The following is a 15,366-nucleotide window of genomic DNA, read 5'->3' on the forward strand; positions in this document are numbered from 1 at the left end:
GAGATCCGGATTACGACATGATGCGACCGCTGCCGCTCGCCGCTTGCCTTGCCTTGGCCACCGCCCTGCCCCTGGCCGCCATCAATGCCCAGGATGTCCCCGCCCCCGCCGACGCACCGGCCGCCAGCCCGGCCCCGGCCGCCCCGCTGGCCGGCGATGCCGACAACGGCAAGCTGCTGGCCTACACCTGCCAGGGCTGCCACGGCGTCACTGGCTACAAGAACGCCTACCCGAACTACAAGGTCCCGCGCATCGGCGGCCAGTCGAACGAGTACCTGGTCGCGGCCCTGAGCGAGTACAAGAAGGGCACCCGCAAGCATCCGACGATGCAGGCGCAGTCGGAGAGCTTCTCCGACCAGGACATCGCCGACATCGCGGCCTTCCTTTCCACCGTCAAGTAATCCGAACATGCCCAACGCCAAGCACGCCCAGCGTCTAGCCATCGCCCTGCTCGCTGCCCTCGCCCTGGTGGCCTGTTCGAAGAACGAGGACCACGCCGCCGACCCGGCCGCCGAAGCCCGTTCCAGCTCCGCCGGCCTGCCCGAAGGCCGCATCGCCGTCGGCGAGCAACTGGCCAACGCCAAGGGCAAGGCCACCGGCCAGAGCTGCATCGATTGCCACGGCGCCGACGGCAACGCGCCCATCGACGGCACCTACCCCAAGCTCGGCGGCCAGTACGCCGACTACCTGGCGCACGCGCTGCAGGACTACCGCGGCGGCCGCCGCCAGCACGCGCTGATGACCCCGCAGGCCACGTCGCTGACCGATCAGGAAATCGCCGATCTGTCGGCCTACTTCGGTTCGCGCCCGAGCCAGCTGAGGGATCTGCACGGCGTCTACTGACGGCCGCCTGCATGGCCCGGAAAACGGAGCCGCATGGCTCCGTTTTCTTTTGTTCGCCCGGCCGGGGGAGTCCGCTCGAATCCCTGGCCGCGTGCTGGGCCATAATCCATACCGCTTCCGGCCTGCCGGACCGGAGCGATTCCCGAGACGGATTCACCGAGCGCCGCCCATGCCAGCCCTGTTCCCCGCTTCATGCTCCACCGCGGCCCGCGACTGGGTCGCCGGCGCCATCGCCACCATCGAGGCGGATTTCAACCGCTCGGCCGACACCCACCTGATTCCGTTCCCGATGCCCGGCCACCCCGGCATCGACGTGTACCTGAAGGACGAGTCCAGCCATCCCACCGGCAGCCTCAAGCACCGGCTGGCGCGCTCGCTGTTCCTGTACGCGCTGGCCAACGGCTGGCTGCAGGAAGGCACCACCGTGATCGAGGCCTCGAGCGGATCGACGGCGGTGTCGGAAGCGTATTTCGCCCGCCTGCTGGGCCTGCCCTTCATCGCGGTGATGCCGACCTGCACCTCGCCGGAGAAGATCGCCGCCATCGAGTTCCAGGGCGCGCGCTGCCACCTGGTCGACGACCCGGGCGCGATCAACGCCGAGTCGGCGCGGCTGGCGCGCGAACTGGGCGGCCACTTCATGGACCAGTTCACCTACGCCGAGCGCGCCACCGACTGGCGCGCCAACAACAACATCGCCGAATCCATCTTCAAGCAGATGGCGCAGGAACCGCACCCGGTGCCGCACTGGATCATCTGCGGCGCCGGCACCGGCGGCACCAGCGCCACGCTCGGGCGCTACGTGCGCTACCGCCGCAACGACACCCGCGTGCTGTGCGTGGATCCGGAGCATTCGGTGTTCTACGACTACTACCGCGGCTGCGTCGAAGGCAGGCCCGACTGCGGCCGCGTGCTCGCCGTCGGTTCGGGCATCGAGGGCATCGGCCGCCCGCGCGTGGAGGCCAGCTTCATCCCGCAATGCGTCGATGCGATGGTCAAGGTGCCCGATGCCTTGAGCCTGGCGGCGATGCGCCACGTCAGCGCCCGCCTCGGCCGCCGCGTCGGCGGCTCGACCGGCACCAACTTCGTCGGCGTGCTGGAAGCGGCCCGGCGCATGCGCGAGGCAGGCCTGGCCGGCTCCATCGTCACCATCCTGTGCGACAGCGGCGATCGCTATGCGCACAGCTACTACTCGCCGGCGTGGTACGCACAGCAGGGCATCGACATCGAGCGCGCCGACGCAATCATCGCCGCGGCGGTGCGCGGCGACGCGCTGGCGGGCGTGTCGCTGGCGCAGATGCGGCCCGGCTGCTTGGACTGATCGGCAGGCGCGCCACGAACGCGCGCCTTGACCACTTGCGGCGGCCATCATCGCGGAACAGAGCTCGCTCCGCTGTACCCAGTGGCCTGAGACGCCCTAGCGATCCTTGGTGTCGCACAGCGCGCTGACCCGCGCCGGCGGGCTGAAGCAGTCGCTGCGCGCAGCGGCCCAGAAATCGCGGAACACCGCATGATCGGGGATGCCGCGCAGCAGTTCGCCTGGTTGCACGAACCGGTACAGCGAGGCCAGCGAGCGCACCTCGATCGGCGAGACCCGGCGCAGGATGTGTTCCGGTCCCAACTGCTGCGGATGCTCCAGCCCGGCCGCGCCCAGCAGGTCGCGCAGCGCCCGGAGCGTGTTGTCGTGGAAGCGCTGCACGCGCACCGCCTTGTCGGCCACGTCGAGGTTGCGGCCGCGCACCGGGTCCTGGGTGGCCACGCCGGTCGGGCAGCGGTCGTTGTGGCAGCTCATCGACTGGATGCAGCCCAGCGCGAACATGAAGCCGCGCGCGGCGTTGCACCAGTCCGCGCCCAGCGCCATCGTGCGGGCGATGTCGAAGGCGCTGGTGATGCGCCCGGCCGCGCCGATGCGGATGCGATCGCGCAGCCCCAACCCGACCAGCGTGTTGTGCACCAGCAGCAGCGCCTCGTGCATCGGCACGCCGACGTGATCGATGAACTCGGCCGGCGCCGCGCCGGTGCCGCCCTCGGCGCCGTCGACGACGATGAAGTCCGGCAGCAGGCCGGTTTCCTGCATGGCCTTGGCGATGCCGAACCATTCCCACGGATGGCCGATGGCCAGCTTGAACCCGGTCGGCTTGCCGCCGGACAGATCGCGCAGGCGCGCGACGAAGCGCAGCAGCTCCACCGGCGTGGAGAACGCCGAGTGCCGCGCCGGCGAGATGCAGTCGTGGCCCACCGGCACGCCGCGGGTGGTGGCGATCTCCGGCGTCACCTTGGCCGCCGGCAGCATGCCGCCGTGGCCGGGCTTGGCGCCCTGCGACAGCTTGACCTCGATCATCTTCACCTGCGGCGAGCGCGCGTTCTCGACGAAGCGCTCCTCGCTGAAGCCGCCCTTGGCGTCGCGGCAGCCGAAATAGCCCGAGCCGATCTCCCACACCAGATCGCCGCCATGCTCGCGGTGGTAGGGCGAGATGGAACCCTCGCCGGTATCGTGGAAGAAGCGCCCGCGCCGCGCGCCCTCGTTGAGCGCGCGCACCGCGTTGGCCGACAGCGAGCCGAAGCTCATCGCCGAGATGTTGAACACGCTGGCCGAATAGGGCTGCGCGCAGCCCGCGCCGACGACGATGCGGAAATCGTGCGAATCGATGGATACCGGCATCAGCGAGTGGTTGATCCACTCGTAGTCCACGCTGTAGACGTCCTGCTGGCTGCCGAACGGCACCACGTCGCTGACGTTCTTGGCGCGCTGGTAGACCAGCGCGCGCTGCTGGCGCGAGAACGGCACCTCGGCGGTGTCGCCCTCGATGAAGTACTGGCGGATCTCCGGCCCGACCGACTCCAGCCCGTAGCGGAAATGCGCCAGCAGCGGATAGTTGCGGCGCAGGGTGCTGCGCCTTTGCAGCAGATCGACGGTCCCCACTACGGCCAGCGCGCCGAAGATCGCCGCGCCCCATATCCATCCCGGCCAGCGCAGGGCCAGCAGCAGCGCCAACAGCGTCAGCGCGATGCTCGATGCATAGGCCAGGTAGCGGATCATCGGCTCTCCGGACAGGAACACGGGCGGCAAGCATGCCGCATCGCGTCCTCGCGCGGAATGCCCGCCGCGCCCGCGCCTACAGTTCCTGATCCTCGCTTTCCTGCGGCTGTTCCTGCGGCGAGATGCACGCGGCCAGTTCGTCGCCGACCTTGCCGTCGCAGGAGCGCGGCGTCGTCCCCTGCTGTTCGGTGCCGGCCGGCGCGGGAACGACGATGTCCTCGCGGTCCGGGCCCGGCGCATCGGGCGGGTCGGGCTGATCGCTGAAACGGCGATCGCAGCCGGCCACGGCCAGCGCCAGGATCAGCAGGGGCAGGACTCTCATCGGTTTCCTCCGTTCCGGCCGGCGTCGCGCCGGCCATGCATCGCTCCCGCCCAAGTATCGGCGCCGCCACGCATCGCCGATGTGAAAGGCACCTGCCTCCGCCGCCTCGCCGCCAACACATCCGGATTACTTCCGATCGCATACGGTCGGCGCACCACGCCATCCACGTTCGACGAGGACCGCATTCATGGACCGCAACCAACTGCAAGACGAGATACGCACGACGCTGGCCGATCTGCGCGACCTGGGCTCACGGCTCTACGGCGCCAGCCGCCAGTGGTGGGAGGAGCGCCGTCATCGCGACGGGGAGGACGAGGCCCGGGCGCACTATCGGCGCAATCGCCGGCGGCACGGCCCGGGCGTCGGCATCGGCGGGACCACCGCCTTCGACGAAAGCGACTTCGGCCCGGGCACGGCCAGGAAGGCGCGCAGCACCGCCAGCCACGGCTACGGCTACCAGGAACCCTGGTCGCGCGATGAATCCGGACGCGACGGCGAACGCGGCTACCGCGGACGTGGCCCGCGCGGCTTCGCCCGGACCGATGCCCGCATCCACGAGGATCTGAACGAGCGGCTCACCGACGATCCTTACGTGGACGCCAGCGACCTCCAGGTCACCGTCGTCGCCGGCGTGATCACGCTCGCCGGCAGCGTGCCCACGCGCGCGATGAAGTACCGCGCCGAGGACATCGCCGCGGACTGCGGCGGTTCTTCCGGCGAAATCCGCAACGAGATCCGCGTCGCGCGTGCCGGCGACAGCGCGTCCGCGCCCGCTTCCGCCAGCCCGGCCACGGACGCGCAGGCGAAAGCGCAGGCCGACCGCCACCAGGACCAGGCGCTGGAGGAAACCTTCCCCGCCAGCGATCCGGTCTCGCCGTTCGTGCCCGCGCGCAAGCCCGAGTAGGCCGCGTTGGATCCTTGGCAGGAAGCGCGCGAACGCATGCTGCTGCGCCACGTCGCCGGGCGCGGCCTCGACGATGCGCGCCTGCTGGCGGCCATGCGCGCGGTGCCGCGCGAACGCTTCGTGCCCGTGCGATTCCAGTCCAGCGCCTACGAGGACGCGCCGCTGCCGATCGCGCACGGACAGACCATCTCGCAACCGTACATCGTCGCGCTGATGCTCGACGCCGCGCGCATCGGCGAAGGCGATGCCGTGCTCGACATCGGCGCCGGCTCCGGCTACGCGGCGGCGGTCGCGCACGAAATGGGCGCCAGGGTCCACGCCATCGAGCGCATTCCCGAACTCGCGCAGGCCGCGCGCGAACGGCTGCGCGAGCTCGGCTACGGCGACATCGAGCTGCGCACGGGCGACGGCACCGCCGGCTGGCCGGAAGCCGCGCCGTTCGACGCCATCGTGGCCGCGGCCGGCGGCCCGGCGGTGCCGCGCACGCTGCTGAAGCAGTTGCGCATCGGCGGGCGACTGGTCATCCCGGTCGGCGACGCGCGCGATCGCCAGCGCCTGTTGCGCGTGACCCGGCTCGGCGAGGACGACTACCGCGAGGAGGAACTGGGCGAGGTGCGCTTCGTGCCGTTGATCGGTCGCGAAGGATGGGACGATGCACAGGGCGGCGGGGATGCGTCCTCCACCGATGCCGCCGCCGGGCCGCCCATCGACGACGACGCGGTGGTCGCGCTCATCCGGCGGGCGGCGGAAATGCTGCCGGAGGTCGATTCGCAGGCTTTCGCGGACCTGTTCGAGCGCTTCGCGCTGGCCAGGGTGGTGCTGCTGGGCGAATGCAGCCACGGCACATCCGAGTTCTACCGCGCCCGCGACGCGATCACCCGCCACCTGGTGCGCGAGCACGGCTATCGCATCGTCGCCATCGAGGCCGACTGGCCGGACGCGGCCGCGCTGGATCGGCGCGTGCGCGGCCGGCCCGCCCCGCCGGATGCCGCGCCGCCGTTCCAGCGCTTCCCGCAGTGGATGTGGCGCAACCGCGAGATGGAGCGGTTCGTCGACTGGCTGGCCGCGCACAACGCCGCGCTGCCCCAGGTGCAGCGCACCGGCCTGTACGGACTGGACCTGTACAGCCTGCACCGCTCGATCCGCGCAGTGGTCGATTACCTCGAATCGGTGGATCCCGACGCGGCCGCGCTGGCGCGATCGCGCTACGGCTGCCTGTCGCCGTGGGCGCACGATCCGGCAGGCTACGGCCTGGCCGTGGCCAGCGAGGGCCTTGCCCGCTGCGAGGAACCGGTCCTGCAGATGCTGCAGCTGTTGCTGGAAAAGCAGTCCGAGTACAGCGCGCGCGACGGCGACGACTTCCTCGATGCCCGCCACAACGCCCGCCTGATCGGCAACGCCGAGTCCTACTACCGCGCGATGTACCGCGGCGGCGCCGAGGCCTGGAACGTGCGCGACCGCCACATGTTCCAGACGCTGGAGAGCCTGCTGGAAGCGCATGGCGAGCACGCCCGCGCCGTGGTGTGGGCGCACAACTCGCACATCGGCGACGCGCGCCACACCGACATGGGCCGCGTGCGCGGCGAACTCAACCTGGGCCAGTTGTGCCGCCAGAAGTGGGGCGAGCACGCGGTGCTGATCGGGTTCGGCACCCATGCCGGCACCGTCGCGGCCGCCGACGACTGGGACGAGCCGATGCGGATCATGCAGGTGCGCCCTTCCCTGCCGGACAGCGTGGAGCACCTGTTCCACCGCGCCGGGGTCTGCGACTGCATGGTGGAACTGCACGCCGCCGCCTCCAACGGCCTGCACGCCGCGCTCGCCGCGCCCAGGCCGGAACGCTTCATCGGCGTCATCTACCGGCCGCATTCCGAGCGCCAGAGCCACTACGCGAGCGCCGCGCTGTCGCGCCAGTTCGACGCCTACCTCTGGTACGGGAGCACCCGCGCGGTGGACGCCCTGCCCCCTCATGGCCACGAGGCCGGCATGCCGGACACGTACCCGTTCGGCGAATGAACCGGGGCCTGGCGTGCGCTTTGCCGTCATGCGTGCCGCGGCAACCGGGTGCGCGGCTAGACAACCGCTTCACGCCGGCGCCCGCATGGTCGGGGAGCGCATTCCGCGCCCCACCGGAAACGACACCATGAACACCCTCGTCAAACTGCTGCCGGCGCTCGCCGTCGCCGGCCTGCTGGGCGCCTGCGATCGCGGCGCCGCCGATCGCGAGGCGACCATCGCCGCCAACGCCGAGACCGAAGCGGCCGCCGCCAGCGCGCCCGCCATTCCGCCCGCCGGGCCGCCCGAGGACGCGGTGACGCCGGTGGCCGGCGAGAGCGTGGCCGCCAGCGAAGCCGAGCGCGGCGCGCTGGGCGTGCTCAACGCCATCAACGAGCACGAGATCGCCACCGCCGAGCAGGCGCTGGCCAGGACGCTGCCGGACGACGTGGCCGCCTATGCGCGCCGGATGATCGACGAGCACTCGCGCAACCGCGATCAGACCGCCCGCTTCAATCCCGATGCTGCCGCGCCCGCGGCCATCGCCCAGCGCGACAAGGCCGCCGCCGCGCGCGAGCAGCTTGGCGCCAGCGCCGACGCCGGCTATACCCGCGCCTACGTCGAAGCGATGGTCCGCGACCACACCGAGGCGCTCGCGGCGCTGGACAACGATCTGATTCCGGCGGCCGAGAGCGACGCGGTGCGCGAGCACCTGACCACCACGCGCGGCCACGTCGCGGCCCACCTGGAGCAGGCCCAGGCCCTGCTGGGCGGGCTGCCGGCCCGGTGATGCCTTGCGCGGATCACGCGACGGTTTCCATCACCCGGTTTCGCACCCTCTCACCTAACCCCTCTCCCCGCACACGGGAGAGGGGCTTTGCAAATCCGCTATCGCCAAGGAACCGCTCAGTCCCCGGCGGAACCGGCGGTCCGCCCATCGGAAACCGGCGCCGCCGCCTGCGTCCCCGGTTGCATCGGCGCGACGCCCGGTGGCGGACGATCCGCCGGCGCGGCCTGCGGTGGCCGGGTCAGCGTTTCGCCATGAACACCCATCAGGCGCCATTGTCCCCACTTGTCGCTGACCTCGTGCCCGGCGGTGCGGCCCGCGCCCTGGTCGCCGGCATAGCGGTACAGCGGCTGGCCGTTGTAGGTGACGTGCTGGCGGCCGTCGGCCCCGGCGATGCTGGCCACCGCCTCGCCGCGCACGCCCGCGGCCACGCCTGGCCGCGCGTCCGACGCGATCACCGGCGGCCATACTTCCTGGCAGGCGGCGTCGCACTTGCCGCCGTCGCGGTTGCCTTCGAGCACGTAGAGCGCATTGCCGGCCGCATCGACCAGGTACGGCGGTTCGCCCGCGCCCTGCAGCAGCAACGACTGGTCCGGCGCCGAAGGCAGCGCGCTGCCTTCGACGGCCACGGGCGCGGCGGGCGGATCGGTCGCGCGCGCCTCGTCGTCACCCAACGCCGGCGCACCGACCTGCTGTCCGCAGGCGGCAACCGACAACGCCATCGCGATCGCGAGATACCGGTAACGCATGCTGCCTCTCCTTCGTTCTATGGATGCGCGGATGCCGCGCCGGATGGATTGCGCACGCCGCACGGATGCAGGGCGTGCATCGCCATCATCCCGATCGCGCGGCAAGGACGGGTGACGGAGCGGCAAGCGTCAAGGCGGCGACTCACGGCGCGGCCCGCGGCGCGCGGCGGCGGCGCCTTCGCGCTTGCCTTCGCGCGCGCCGGCCTGCTGCTCCGGATCGTTGCGCCGCTCGCTGTCGCGCTTGCCCGGCTGCTCGCCCGGGCCGGGCGCCGCATCGGGCCGCAACGGATCCTGTCGTCCGGAAATCCCGTTCATGGCGTCCTCCCGCCAGCCTGCATGCCGGCGATGCTGGACCGGCCGCGATGAAGAGACCGTGGCGGCGCCCCGCCGCCGGCGCCGCGCCTCGAGCAGCGCGTACAGCGCCAGCGCGGCCAGCAGCGGCAGCAGGTAGTAGATCGCGCGGTAGGCCAGCAGCGCGGCGACCACCGCCGGCTTGCCCAGTTGCCCGCCGAGCATCGCCAGGAACGCCGCCTCCCACGCGCCCAGCCCGGCCGGCACGTGCATCAGCGCGCCCAGCACCGCGGCCACCAGCACCACGCCCAGCACCCGTGGATAGCCGACCTCGCCCGGCAACAGCAGGAACAGGATGCCGGCGATGGCCAGCCAGTTGAGCGAGGACAGCAGCAACTGCAGCAGCGCCATCCGCAGCGACGGCAGCGTCCAGGCATGGCCGCGCAGGCTCAATCCGCGGCCGCTCCAGCGCGCGCAGGCCCCGAGGTAGGCCGCCACCGCCAGCAGCATCGCCACGCCCAGCGCCTGCAATCCTGCGGACGACCCGAAACGCGCCGGCAACGGCATCGCGCCGCTGGCCAGCACACCGCCGGCCAGCGCCAGGTAGCCCAGCCAGTTGGTCGCCACCGCGAACAGCGCCACGCGCGCCACCTCGACCGCCTTGACGCCGTTGCGCGTATACAGGCGCAGGCGCAATCCGCCGCCGCCAATCAGCGCGCCCAGGTTCAGGCTGAAGGCGTAGCTGACGAAGCCGATGGCCGCGGTACGCGCCGCCGGCAGGCCGTGGCCGCCGTAGCGGCGCGACAGCAGTTCGTAGGCGCAGTACAGCAGGTAGCTCGCCGCCGCCAGCGCCAGTGCGCAGACGAGCGTGCCGGCGCCGTAGCCGCGCAGCGCCTCGCCGACCGCCGGCCAGTCCAGCGAGCGCGCGTACCGCGCCAGCAGCAAGAGCACGACGAGGGAAATCGCGACCGTCAACGCGCGCGCGACGCGCGGGCGCCAGCGGCCGCGCGGTCGCCTCATGCGTCCGCCATCCTGGAGTCATCGGCGCCATCCGGGGGGCTGGTGTCCCCGCACGGCGCCAGCACCACCACCTTCTGCGCATGCGCCGGCAACAACCCGGCCCAGGCCGGGAAGCGCCGCAGCACGTGGTACAGCAGCGGACCGGGCAGCGGCCAGCCGGCGCGCGCCGGCAGGCCGTCGGCCTCGATGGTGCGGCAGTGGCGCCGGCGCAGCCGCTCCAGCCGCGCGCGCAGTTCCGCGTTGAAATCGCGGTCGCGGATGAAGACGTTGGCTTCCAGGTTCAGCGACAGGCTCAGCGGATCCAGGTTGCTCGATCCCACCGTCGCCCAGTCGTCGTCGATCAGCGCGACCTTGCCGTGGAACGGCCGCCGGCCGTACTCGTGGATGCATACCCCTTCGCGCAGCAGGTCCCGGTACAGCGAGCGCGCGGCAATCATCGCGATCGGCATGTCCGGCTCGCCCTGCACGATCAGCGTCACCTTCACGCCGCGGCGCGCGGCATGGCGCAGATCGCGCAGGAAACCGTAGCCGGGGAAGAAATAGGCGTTGGCGATCACGATCTCCGAGCGCGCCGCGCGGATCGCCTCGCGGTAGACGCGCTCGATGCCGGTGCTGTGGCGATGGTTGTCGCGCAGCGCCAGCGCGGCCTGCGCGCCGCCGGCCGCCGGCGCGTGCCCGCCCGCGTCCGCCCGCGACGCGACACCGTCGGCAACGAAGGCGCGGATGTCGGCGGCGACCGGGCCGGCCAGTTCGACCGAATAGTCCTGCTTGGACCGCGGGCCGAAGCTGTCGAGGTGATCGGCGGAGAAATTGATGCCGCCGCAGAAGGCGACCCGCCCGTCCACCACCAGCAGCTTGCGGTGCATGCGGCGGAAGATGTGCAGGCGCAGTCCCAGCAGCGTGCGGTGCGGATCGAAGGTGCGCAGGCGCACGCCGGCTTCAGCCAGCCCGGCCAGGAAGTCCGGCGAGAAGCGCGGCGACCCGTAGCCGTCCACCAGCACGTCCACGCGCACGCCGCGCCGCGCGGCGGCCGCCAGCCTGCCGTGCAGCTCGCGGCCCACCGCGTCCTCGAACAGGATGAACGTCTCCAGCAGGATCTCCTCGCGCGCCGCGTCGATGGCCTCGAACGCGCGCGCGAAGAACTCCTCGCCGTTCTCCAGCAGCCGCGCGCAGTTGCCGTCGCGCCACGACAGCCCCGTGCGCATCCGCCTCATGCGGCCGCCCCGATGCCGCCGACCCGCGCGTACAGGGTGGCGTGATCGGACAGGCGCGACCACGGCGCCGCCGACAGCACCGCCGTCTCGCGCACCTCCAGGTTGCGCAGGTAGATGCGATCCAGCGGCAGCAGCGGCCAGCGCGCCGGGAACGATCGCGCCAGCCTGCCGCGCGCGTGCAGGAAGGCCTCCCGCAGTCCGCAGGCGGCCATGCGCGCATGGCCCCGCCCGCGCCAGTCGTTGAAGTCGCCGGCCACGATCGCGGGGGCGCTGGCCGGCACGTGGGTTTCCAGCACGCCGCACAGCAGGTCGAGCTGGCGCTGCCGGTGCGCCTCGCGCAGCCCCAGGTGGACGCAGACGGCATGCAGGCGCGTGGCGTGGCCCGGCATCTCCAGCACGCAATGCAGCAGGCCGCGGTTCTCGTGGCCGGCGATGGAGACGTCGCGGTTCTCGTATTCGAGGATGGGAAAACGCGACAGCAGCGCGTTGCCGTGGTGGCCGGCCGGATACGCCGCGTTGCGGCCGTAGGCGAACTGCGGCCACAAGCTGTCGGCGAGGAATTCGTAATGCGGCACGCCGGGCCAGGCGCGATGCCGGCGCGCGTGCCCGCTGTGCTCGCCCAGCACTTCCTGGAGGAACACCAGGTCGGCGCCGACCCCGCGGATGGCCTCGCGCAACTGCGGCAATACGAAGCGCCGCCGCAGGAAGCTGAAGCCCATGTGGATGTTGGCCGTCAGCACCCGCAGTTCCGGCAGCGCGCCCGCTGCTACGGGAATCGCCGTGCCGGCACCGGCGCTCGCAGCGGCGGCGGGAAGCGCACCGCGATCCCCGCCCTTTCCGCCACCGCGGCGCGCCCTCGCGTCGCCGTGCCGCGCAGGCGCTGTCGTCGTTCCGGTGGCGGCGGGCAATGGCGGCATGGCGTTCGTGGACGAAGGATTCGGGTATCGCGGCTGCCGCGACATGCCGGCAACGCGGACTGCGCCGCGCTCGGCCGTCGGCACGCTGCGGAAGTCCGGACGGAACCGACCATAGACAGGCATTCGCGAAAACAGGGTGAACCGCCGCACCGGCGATGCCGCGGATTCACGCCGGCCAGACGGCGGACGCCCTACAAGTCGCGCATGGATGCCGAAGCCGCAGATGCCCCGCCCGCCACGTCCTGCCGCGCCCGCCTGTTCGGCCATGCCAGCGGCGGACGCGACCTGGATTGCGACGATCTGCCCGGATTGCGGCTCGACGATCACATGCTGCTGTGGGTGGACCTGCTGCAGCCCGACGCCGCGCTGCTGGACGCGATCTGGTCCTCGCTCGGCCTGCCGGATGCCGCGCGCACCCTGCCCGACGATGGCGGCACCACGCCGTGGGTCAGGAAATACGACGGCTTCTTCGCCGTGCGCGCGATCGCCGTGGACAACGGCTGCGCGCCGCTGAACGGCCATGTGTTCACGCTGCTGGCCGGCCGCAACGTCGTCGTCAGCATCCACCGGCAGGCGTTGCCGTTCATCGACGAGATGCATGGGCGCAACGCCGGGCAGGCCGACGTCGGCGTGCTGTGCGCGCAGAGCTTCGTCGCGGCGGTGCTAGACGGCCACCTTTCCACCTATTTCGAGGCGGCCGCCGATTTCGAGATGGCGGTCGAGCGGCTGGAAGTGGACATCCTGGCCGACCGGCGCCGCGACTGCCTGCCCGAACTGCGCGGGCTGCGCCGGCATGCCTCGCGGATGCGGCGCATGCTCTCGCCGCACCGCGCGGTGTTCGGCGTGCTGTCGCGTCCGGACTTCAGCCCGGCCGAGGATCGCGCGGCCGAACGGCACTTCGATGCGCTGGACACCCGTTTCGAACGGGCGATGGACATCGTCGAGAACGCGCGCGAACTGGTGATCGGCAGCTTCGACCTGTTCAGCAGCCAGACCGCGCTGAAGACCAACGACGCGATGCGCATCCTGACCTTCGCCACCGTGGTGACCGGCGTGCTGGCGGTCATCGCCGGCGCCCTGGGCATGAACTTCAACGCCGGACTGTTCCAGACCCGGGCCGCCGGCTTCTGGGCGGCGGTCGGCGGCATGGGCCTGCTGGCCGGCGGCGCGATCGCCTACGGCCGGTGGCGGCGCTGGTTCTGAAGACGCGGCCGGCGGCGCCCGCGCACGGGAACCGGCAAGAACGCGACGAAGGCCGCCGTCACCCGGCCTGACGGTGGCGGCGATACCACGCCTCCACCTCGGCCGGCAGCGCGCCTTCCAGCGCAACGTCCAGGCAGGCGTAGGCGTCGAGCGCATCGGCCAGCAGCGCATGGCGCCCGGCCACCGGCAACGCACCGGGCACGTCGTCGCGGAAGGCCTGCGTCGCCCATTCGAACAGCGCCTCGCGCTGGTCCTGCAAGCGCCCGCGCCACCAGTCGATGCCGCCGGCATGGCCGCGATGGCCGGCGGCGAGATCGCGCTCGATCTCGCCGCGCACCGTCTCGTATGCGCCGCGGTACCACTCGGTGCCGCCGGCCGCGCGCGCCGGCACGGTCAGCGGTTGCATCGCGTTCAGTTCGCACAGCCGCCGGTGCAGCTGCGTCTCGCGCGCCTGCGCCTCGCGGCGGCCGTCGAATTCGACCAGCAGGCTGCGCGGCAGGTCGAAGAACTCGTAATAGCGGCGGGAAAACGCCTGCGCGCGCGCCAGCGGATCGTGCGAGATGCCGATCTTCAGGATGTCCTCGTAGGCCAGCGGCAGGACGTAGAGATAGCAGGACGGCGATTTCATGCGCTCGGGCCATCGGCGGGCAGCCGGTCGCGCCAGCATCGCAGCGCGCCGGTTCACGCGCTGCGAACCGCGGATGCGGCGCGGGGATGCGAAGGTGGTGCCCGAGGCCGGACTCGAACCGGCATGACCGCGAGGTCGAGGGATTTTCGTACCACTTCGGCTTTGGCCGCCGGCGTCGCCGCCGTTCGTGGTCTGGAGCACGCCTTCACCCTAGCGCCCTGCGCCTTAGGTGCCCGCCGTCTGCTCTCTACACCTTCCTCCCGTCGCCGGGAGGCTTGGCTCGGCGTTGGCTCGGACGCGCGGTCCAGGGCGTTCGCCGAATTTGACGGGCTTCACCTCCCGGGTTTCCCCCGGAGGGCTCAATCGTTCAAGTCCCTTGTGTCTACCATTTCACCACTCGGGCGGAGCCGGGAACCGCGGCACGTTCCGCAAGGCCTCCACTGCCGCTTCCCGCGCGCCTGCGACGCGCGCGCCAGAGCATACCAGCGCCGGGCGCGGGCATCGATTCCGGAAGCGGGGAAACGGCGGACAATCGCCGGAAGGATGGAGGCCTGGGTCGGAATTGAACCGGCGTACGCGGATTTGCAGTCCGCTGCATAACCACTCTGCCACCAGGCCGGTGACGACCACGCCAGACTGGCGCAATCAACGCGCCATTTCAAGCGCCTTACAAAACAAAACCCCGCGTGCGGGGTTCTGTTTCCATCCGTCCCATCGGGTGATGCAACGGAGCGATTTGGAGCGGGAAACGAGACTCGAACTCGCGACCTCAACCTTGGCAAGGTTGCGCTCTACCAACTGAGCTATTCCCGCGTGGAAAGTCCGGAAATTCTACCCGCATCCTTGGAACTGTCAACAGCCTTTTTTTCATCGGCGCGCAAAATGGGCCAGGCCGCGTGCAGGTACTGGAAGCCGGACCACAGGGTCAGCAGCGCGGCGATGGCCAGCAGCCAGTCGCCGAGGCGGAACACCCACTCCCCCATCCAGATGTCGGCGCGCTCCAGCCGGCCCGGCGTGGAGGCGTACAGCAGGCAGCTCAGCGCCACCATCTGCACGATGGTCTTGATCTTGCCGATGGCCGCGACCTTGACCGTGGCGCGCTGGCCCAGCTCGGCCATCCACTCGCGCAGCGCCGACACCGCGATCTCGCGGCCGACGATGACCGCCGCCCAGATCGCCATCCACATGGTCGGGCTGTCCTGCACGATCAGGAACAGCGCCACCGCGACCATCAGCTTGTCGGCCACCGGGTCCAGGAACGCGCCGAACGCCGAGCCCAGGTGGTAGCGCCGCGCGATCCAGCCGTCCAGCCAGTCGGTCACCGCGGCCAGGATGAACACGAACGCGGCGGCGAAGTTGGTCCACTTGTAGGGCAGGTAGAACACCAGCACCAGCACCGGGATCAGCAGGATCCGCAGCAGCGTGAGCCAGGTGGGGATGGTCAACTTCATCAGCG

The 15,366-nt window shown here is 71.3% G+C and carries 15 protein-coding genes and 2 tRNA genes; 7 read left to right on the plus strand and 10 right to left on the minus strand.

Features of this window, described 5'->3' with window-relative positions; genetic code table 11:
* Nucleotides 1-20 precede the first annotated feature (20 nt).
* The 3 genes from AAG688_RS09690 to AAG688_RS09700 all read left to right on the plus strand — a co-directional run bounded on the left by AAG688_RS09690 (nucleotide 21) and on the right by AAG688_RS09700 (nucleotide 2,161).
* A complete protein-coding gene (locus tag AAG688_RS09690; RefSeq protein ID WP_411834979.1) occupies nucleotides 21-401 on the plus strand; it encodes a c-type cytochrome in 381 nt (126 codons plus the stop codon).
* A 7-nt stretch (nucleotides 402-408) separates the two neighbouring features.
* Entirely contained in the window at nucleotides 409-843 is a 435-nt protein-coding gene (locus AAG688_RS09695) for a c-type cytochrome (protein ID WP_411832061.1), read from the plus strand.
* A gap of 169 nt (nucleotides 844-1,012) precedes the next feature.
* A complete protein-coding gene (locus AAG688_RS09700; RefSeq protein WP_411832062.1) occupies nucleotides 1,013-2,161 on the plus strand; it encodes a PLP-dependent cysteine synthase family protein in 1,149 nt (382 codons plus the stop codon).
* A gap of 96 nt (nucleotides 2,162-2,257) precedes the next feature.
* On the opposite strand, the gene AAG688_RS09705 is transcribed toward AAG688_RS09700, so the two are convergent.
* Nucleotides 2,258-3,880 (minus strand): FMN-binding glutamate synthase family protein, encoded by a 1,623-nt coding sequence (locus AAG688_RS09705; RefSeq protein ID WP_411832063.1) that lies wholly within the window; start codon nucleotides 3,878-3,880, stop codon nucleotides 2,258-2,260.
* A gap of 76 nt (nucleotides 3,881-3,956) precedes the next feature.
* A complete protein-coding gene (locus tag AAG688_RS09710; protein ID WP_411832064.1) occupies nucleotides 3,957-4,202 on the minus strand; it encodes a hypothetical protein in 246 nt (81 codons plus the stop codon).
* A gap of 187 nt (nucleotides 4,203-4,389) precedes the next feature.
* On the opposite strand from AAG688_RS09710, the gene AAG688_RS09715 reads away from it, so the two are divergent.
* The 3 genes from AAG688_RS09715 to AAG688_RS09725 all read left to right on the plus strand — a co-directional run bounded on the left by AAG688_RS09715 (nucleotide 4,390) and on the right by AAG688_RS09725 (nucleotide 7,891).
* Complete coding sequence (locus tag AAG688_RS09715) at nucleotides 4,390-5,106, plus strand: BON domain-containing protein (protein WP_411832065.1); 717 nt, start codon at nucleotides 4,390-4,392, stop codon at nucleotides 5,104-5,106.
* A gap of 6 nt (nucleotides 5,107-5,112) precedes the next feature.
* Nucleotides 5,113-7,122 (plus strand): protein-L-isoaspartate(D-aspartate) O-methyltransferase, encoded by a 2,010-nt coding sequence (locus tag AAG688_RS09720; protein WP_411832066.1) that lies wholly within the window; start codon nucleotides 5,113-5,115, stop codon nucleotides 7,120-7,122.
* Between the two features lie 127 nt (nucleotides 7,123-7,249).
* Nucleotides 7,250-7,891, plus strand: coding sequence for a DUF4142 domain-containing protein (locus AAG688_RS09725; RefSeq protein ID WP_411832067.1), 642 nt, complete (start codon nucleotides 7,250-7,252; stop codon nucleotides 7,889-7,891).
* A 116-nt stretch (nucleotides 7,892-8,007) separates the two neighbouring features.
* Here the strand turns inward: AAG688_RS09725 and AAG688_RS09730 are convergent, their stop codons facing one another.
* The 4 genes from AAG688_RS09730 to AAG688_RS09745 form a co-directional block, all read right to left on the minus strand.
* Nucleotides 8,008-8,637, minus strand: a complete 630-nt coding sequence (locus AAG688_RS09730) for a hypothetical protein (protein ID WP_411832068.1) — start codon at nucleotides 8,635-8,637, stop codon at nucleotides 8,008-8,010.
* A 129-nt stretch (nucleotides 8,638-8,766) separates the two neighbouring features.
* The gene (locus tag AAG688_RS09735) at nucleotides 8,767-9,948 is read right to left on the minus strand and encodes a lysylphosphatidylglycerol synthase transmembrane domain-containing protein (RefSeq protein ID WP_411832069.1); all 1,182 of its coding nucleotides are present in this window, start codon (nucleotides 9,946-9,948) and stop codon (nucleotides 8,767-8,769) included.
* Entirely contained in the window at nucleotides 9,945-11,153 is a 1,209-nt protein-coding gene (clsB, locus tag AAG688_RS09740; RefSeq protein WP_411832070.1) for a cardiolipin synthase ClsB, read from the minus strand. Before clsB ends, AAG688_RS09735 begins: the two co-directional genes overlap by 4 nt.
* Before the next feature lie 5 nt (nucleotides 11,154-11,158).
* Nucleotides 11,159-11,917 carry an endonuclease/exonuclease/phosphatase family protein gene (locus AAG688_RS09745; RefSeq protein WP_411834980.1) on the minus strand — a complete coding sequence of 253 codons (759 nt, stop codon included), beginning with the start codon at nucleotides 11,915-11,917 and terminating at the stop codon, nucleotides 11,159-11,161.
* 366 nt (nucleotides 11,918-12,283) lie between these two features.
* Between AAG688_RS09745 and AAG688_RS09750 the strand changes: the two genes are divergently transcribed.
* Nucleotides 12,284-13,282 (plus strand): CorA family divalent cation transporter, encoded by a 999-nt coding sequence (locus tag AAG688_RS09750; protein WP_411832071.1) that lies wholly within the window; start codon nucleotides 12,284-12,286, stop codon nucleotides 13,280-13,282.
* A 58-nt stretch (nucleotides 13,283-13,340) separates the two neighbouring features.
* Here the strand turns inward: AAG688_RS09750 and AAG688_RS09755 are convergent, their stop codons facing one another.
* From AAG688_RS09755 to pgsA, 4 genes are all read right to left on the minus strand, one after another.
* Nucleotides 13,341-13,910 (minus strand): GIY-YIG nuclease family protein, encoded by a 570-nt coding sequence (locus AAG688_RS09755; RefSeq protein WP_411832072.1) that lies wholly within the window; start codon nucleotides 13,908-13,910, stop codon nucleotides 13,341-13,343.
* Between the two features lie 544 nt (nucleotides 13,911-14,454).
* Nucleotides 14,455-14,528, minus strand: a tRNA-Cys gene (locus AAG688_RS09760).
* 119 nt (nucleotides 14,529-14,647) lie between these two features.
* Nucleotides 14,648-14,723 (minus strand) — tRNA-Gly (locus AAG688_RS09765).
* Nucleotides 14,714-15,361, minus strand: coding sequence for a CDP-diacylglycerol--glycerol-3-phosphate 3-phosphatidyltransferase (pgsA, locus tag AAG688_RS09770; protein WP_411832073.1), 648 nt, complete (start codon nucleotides 15,359-15,361; stop codon nucleotides 14,714-14,716). Before pgsA ends, AAG688_RS09765 begins: the two co-directional genes overlap by 10 nt.
* Nucleotides 15,362-15,366 lie beyond the last annotated feature (5 nt).

The sequence above is a fragment of the Pseudoxanthomonas mexicana genome (assembly GCF_046736355.1).
In the GTDB taxonomy this organism is placed as follows: Bacteria; Pseudomonadota; Gammaproteobacteria; order Xanthomonadales; family Xanthomonadaceae; genus Pseudoxanthomonas_A; species Pseudoxanthomonas_A mexicana_B.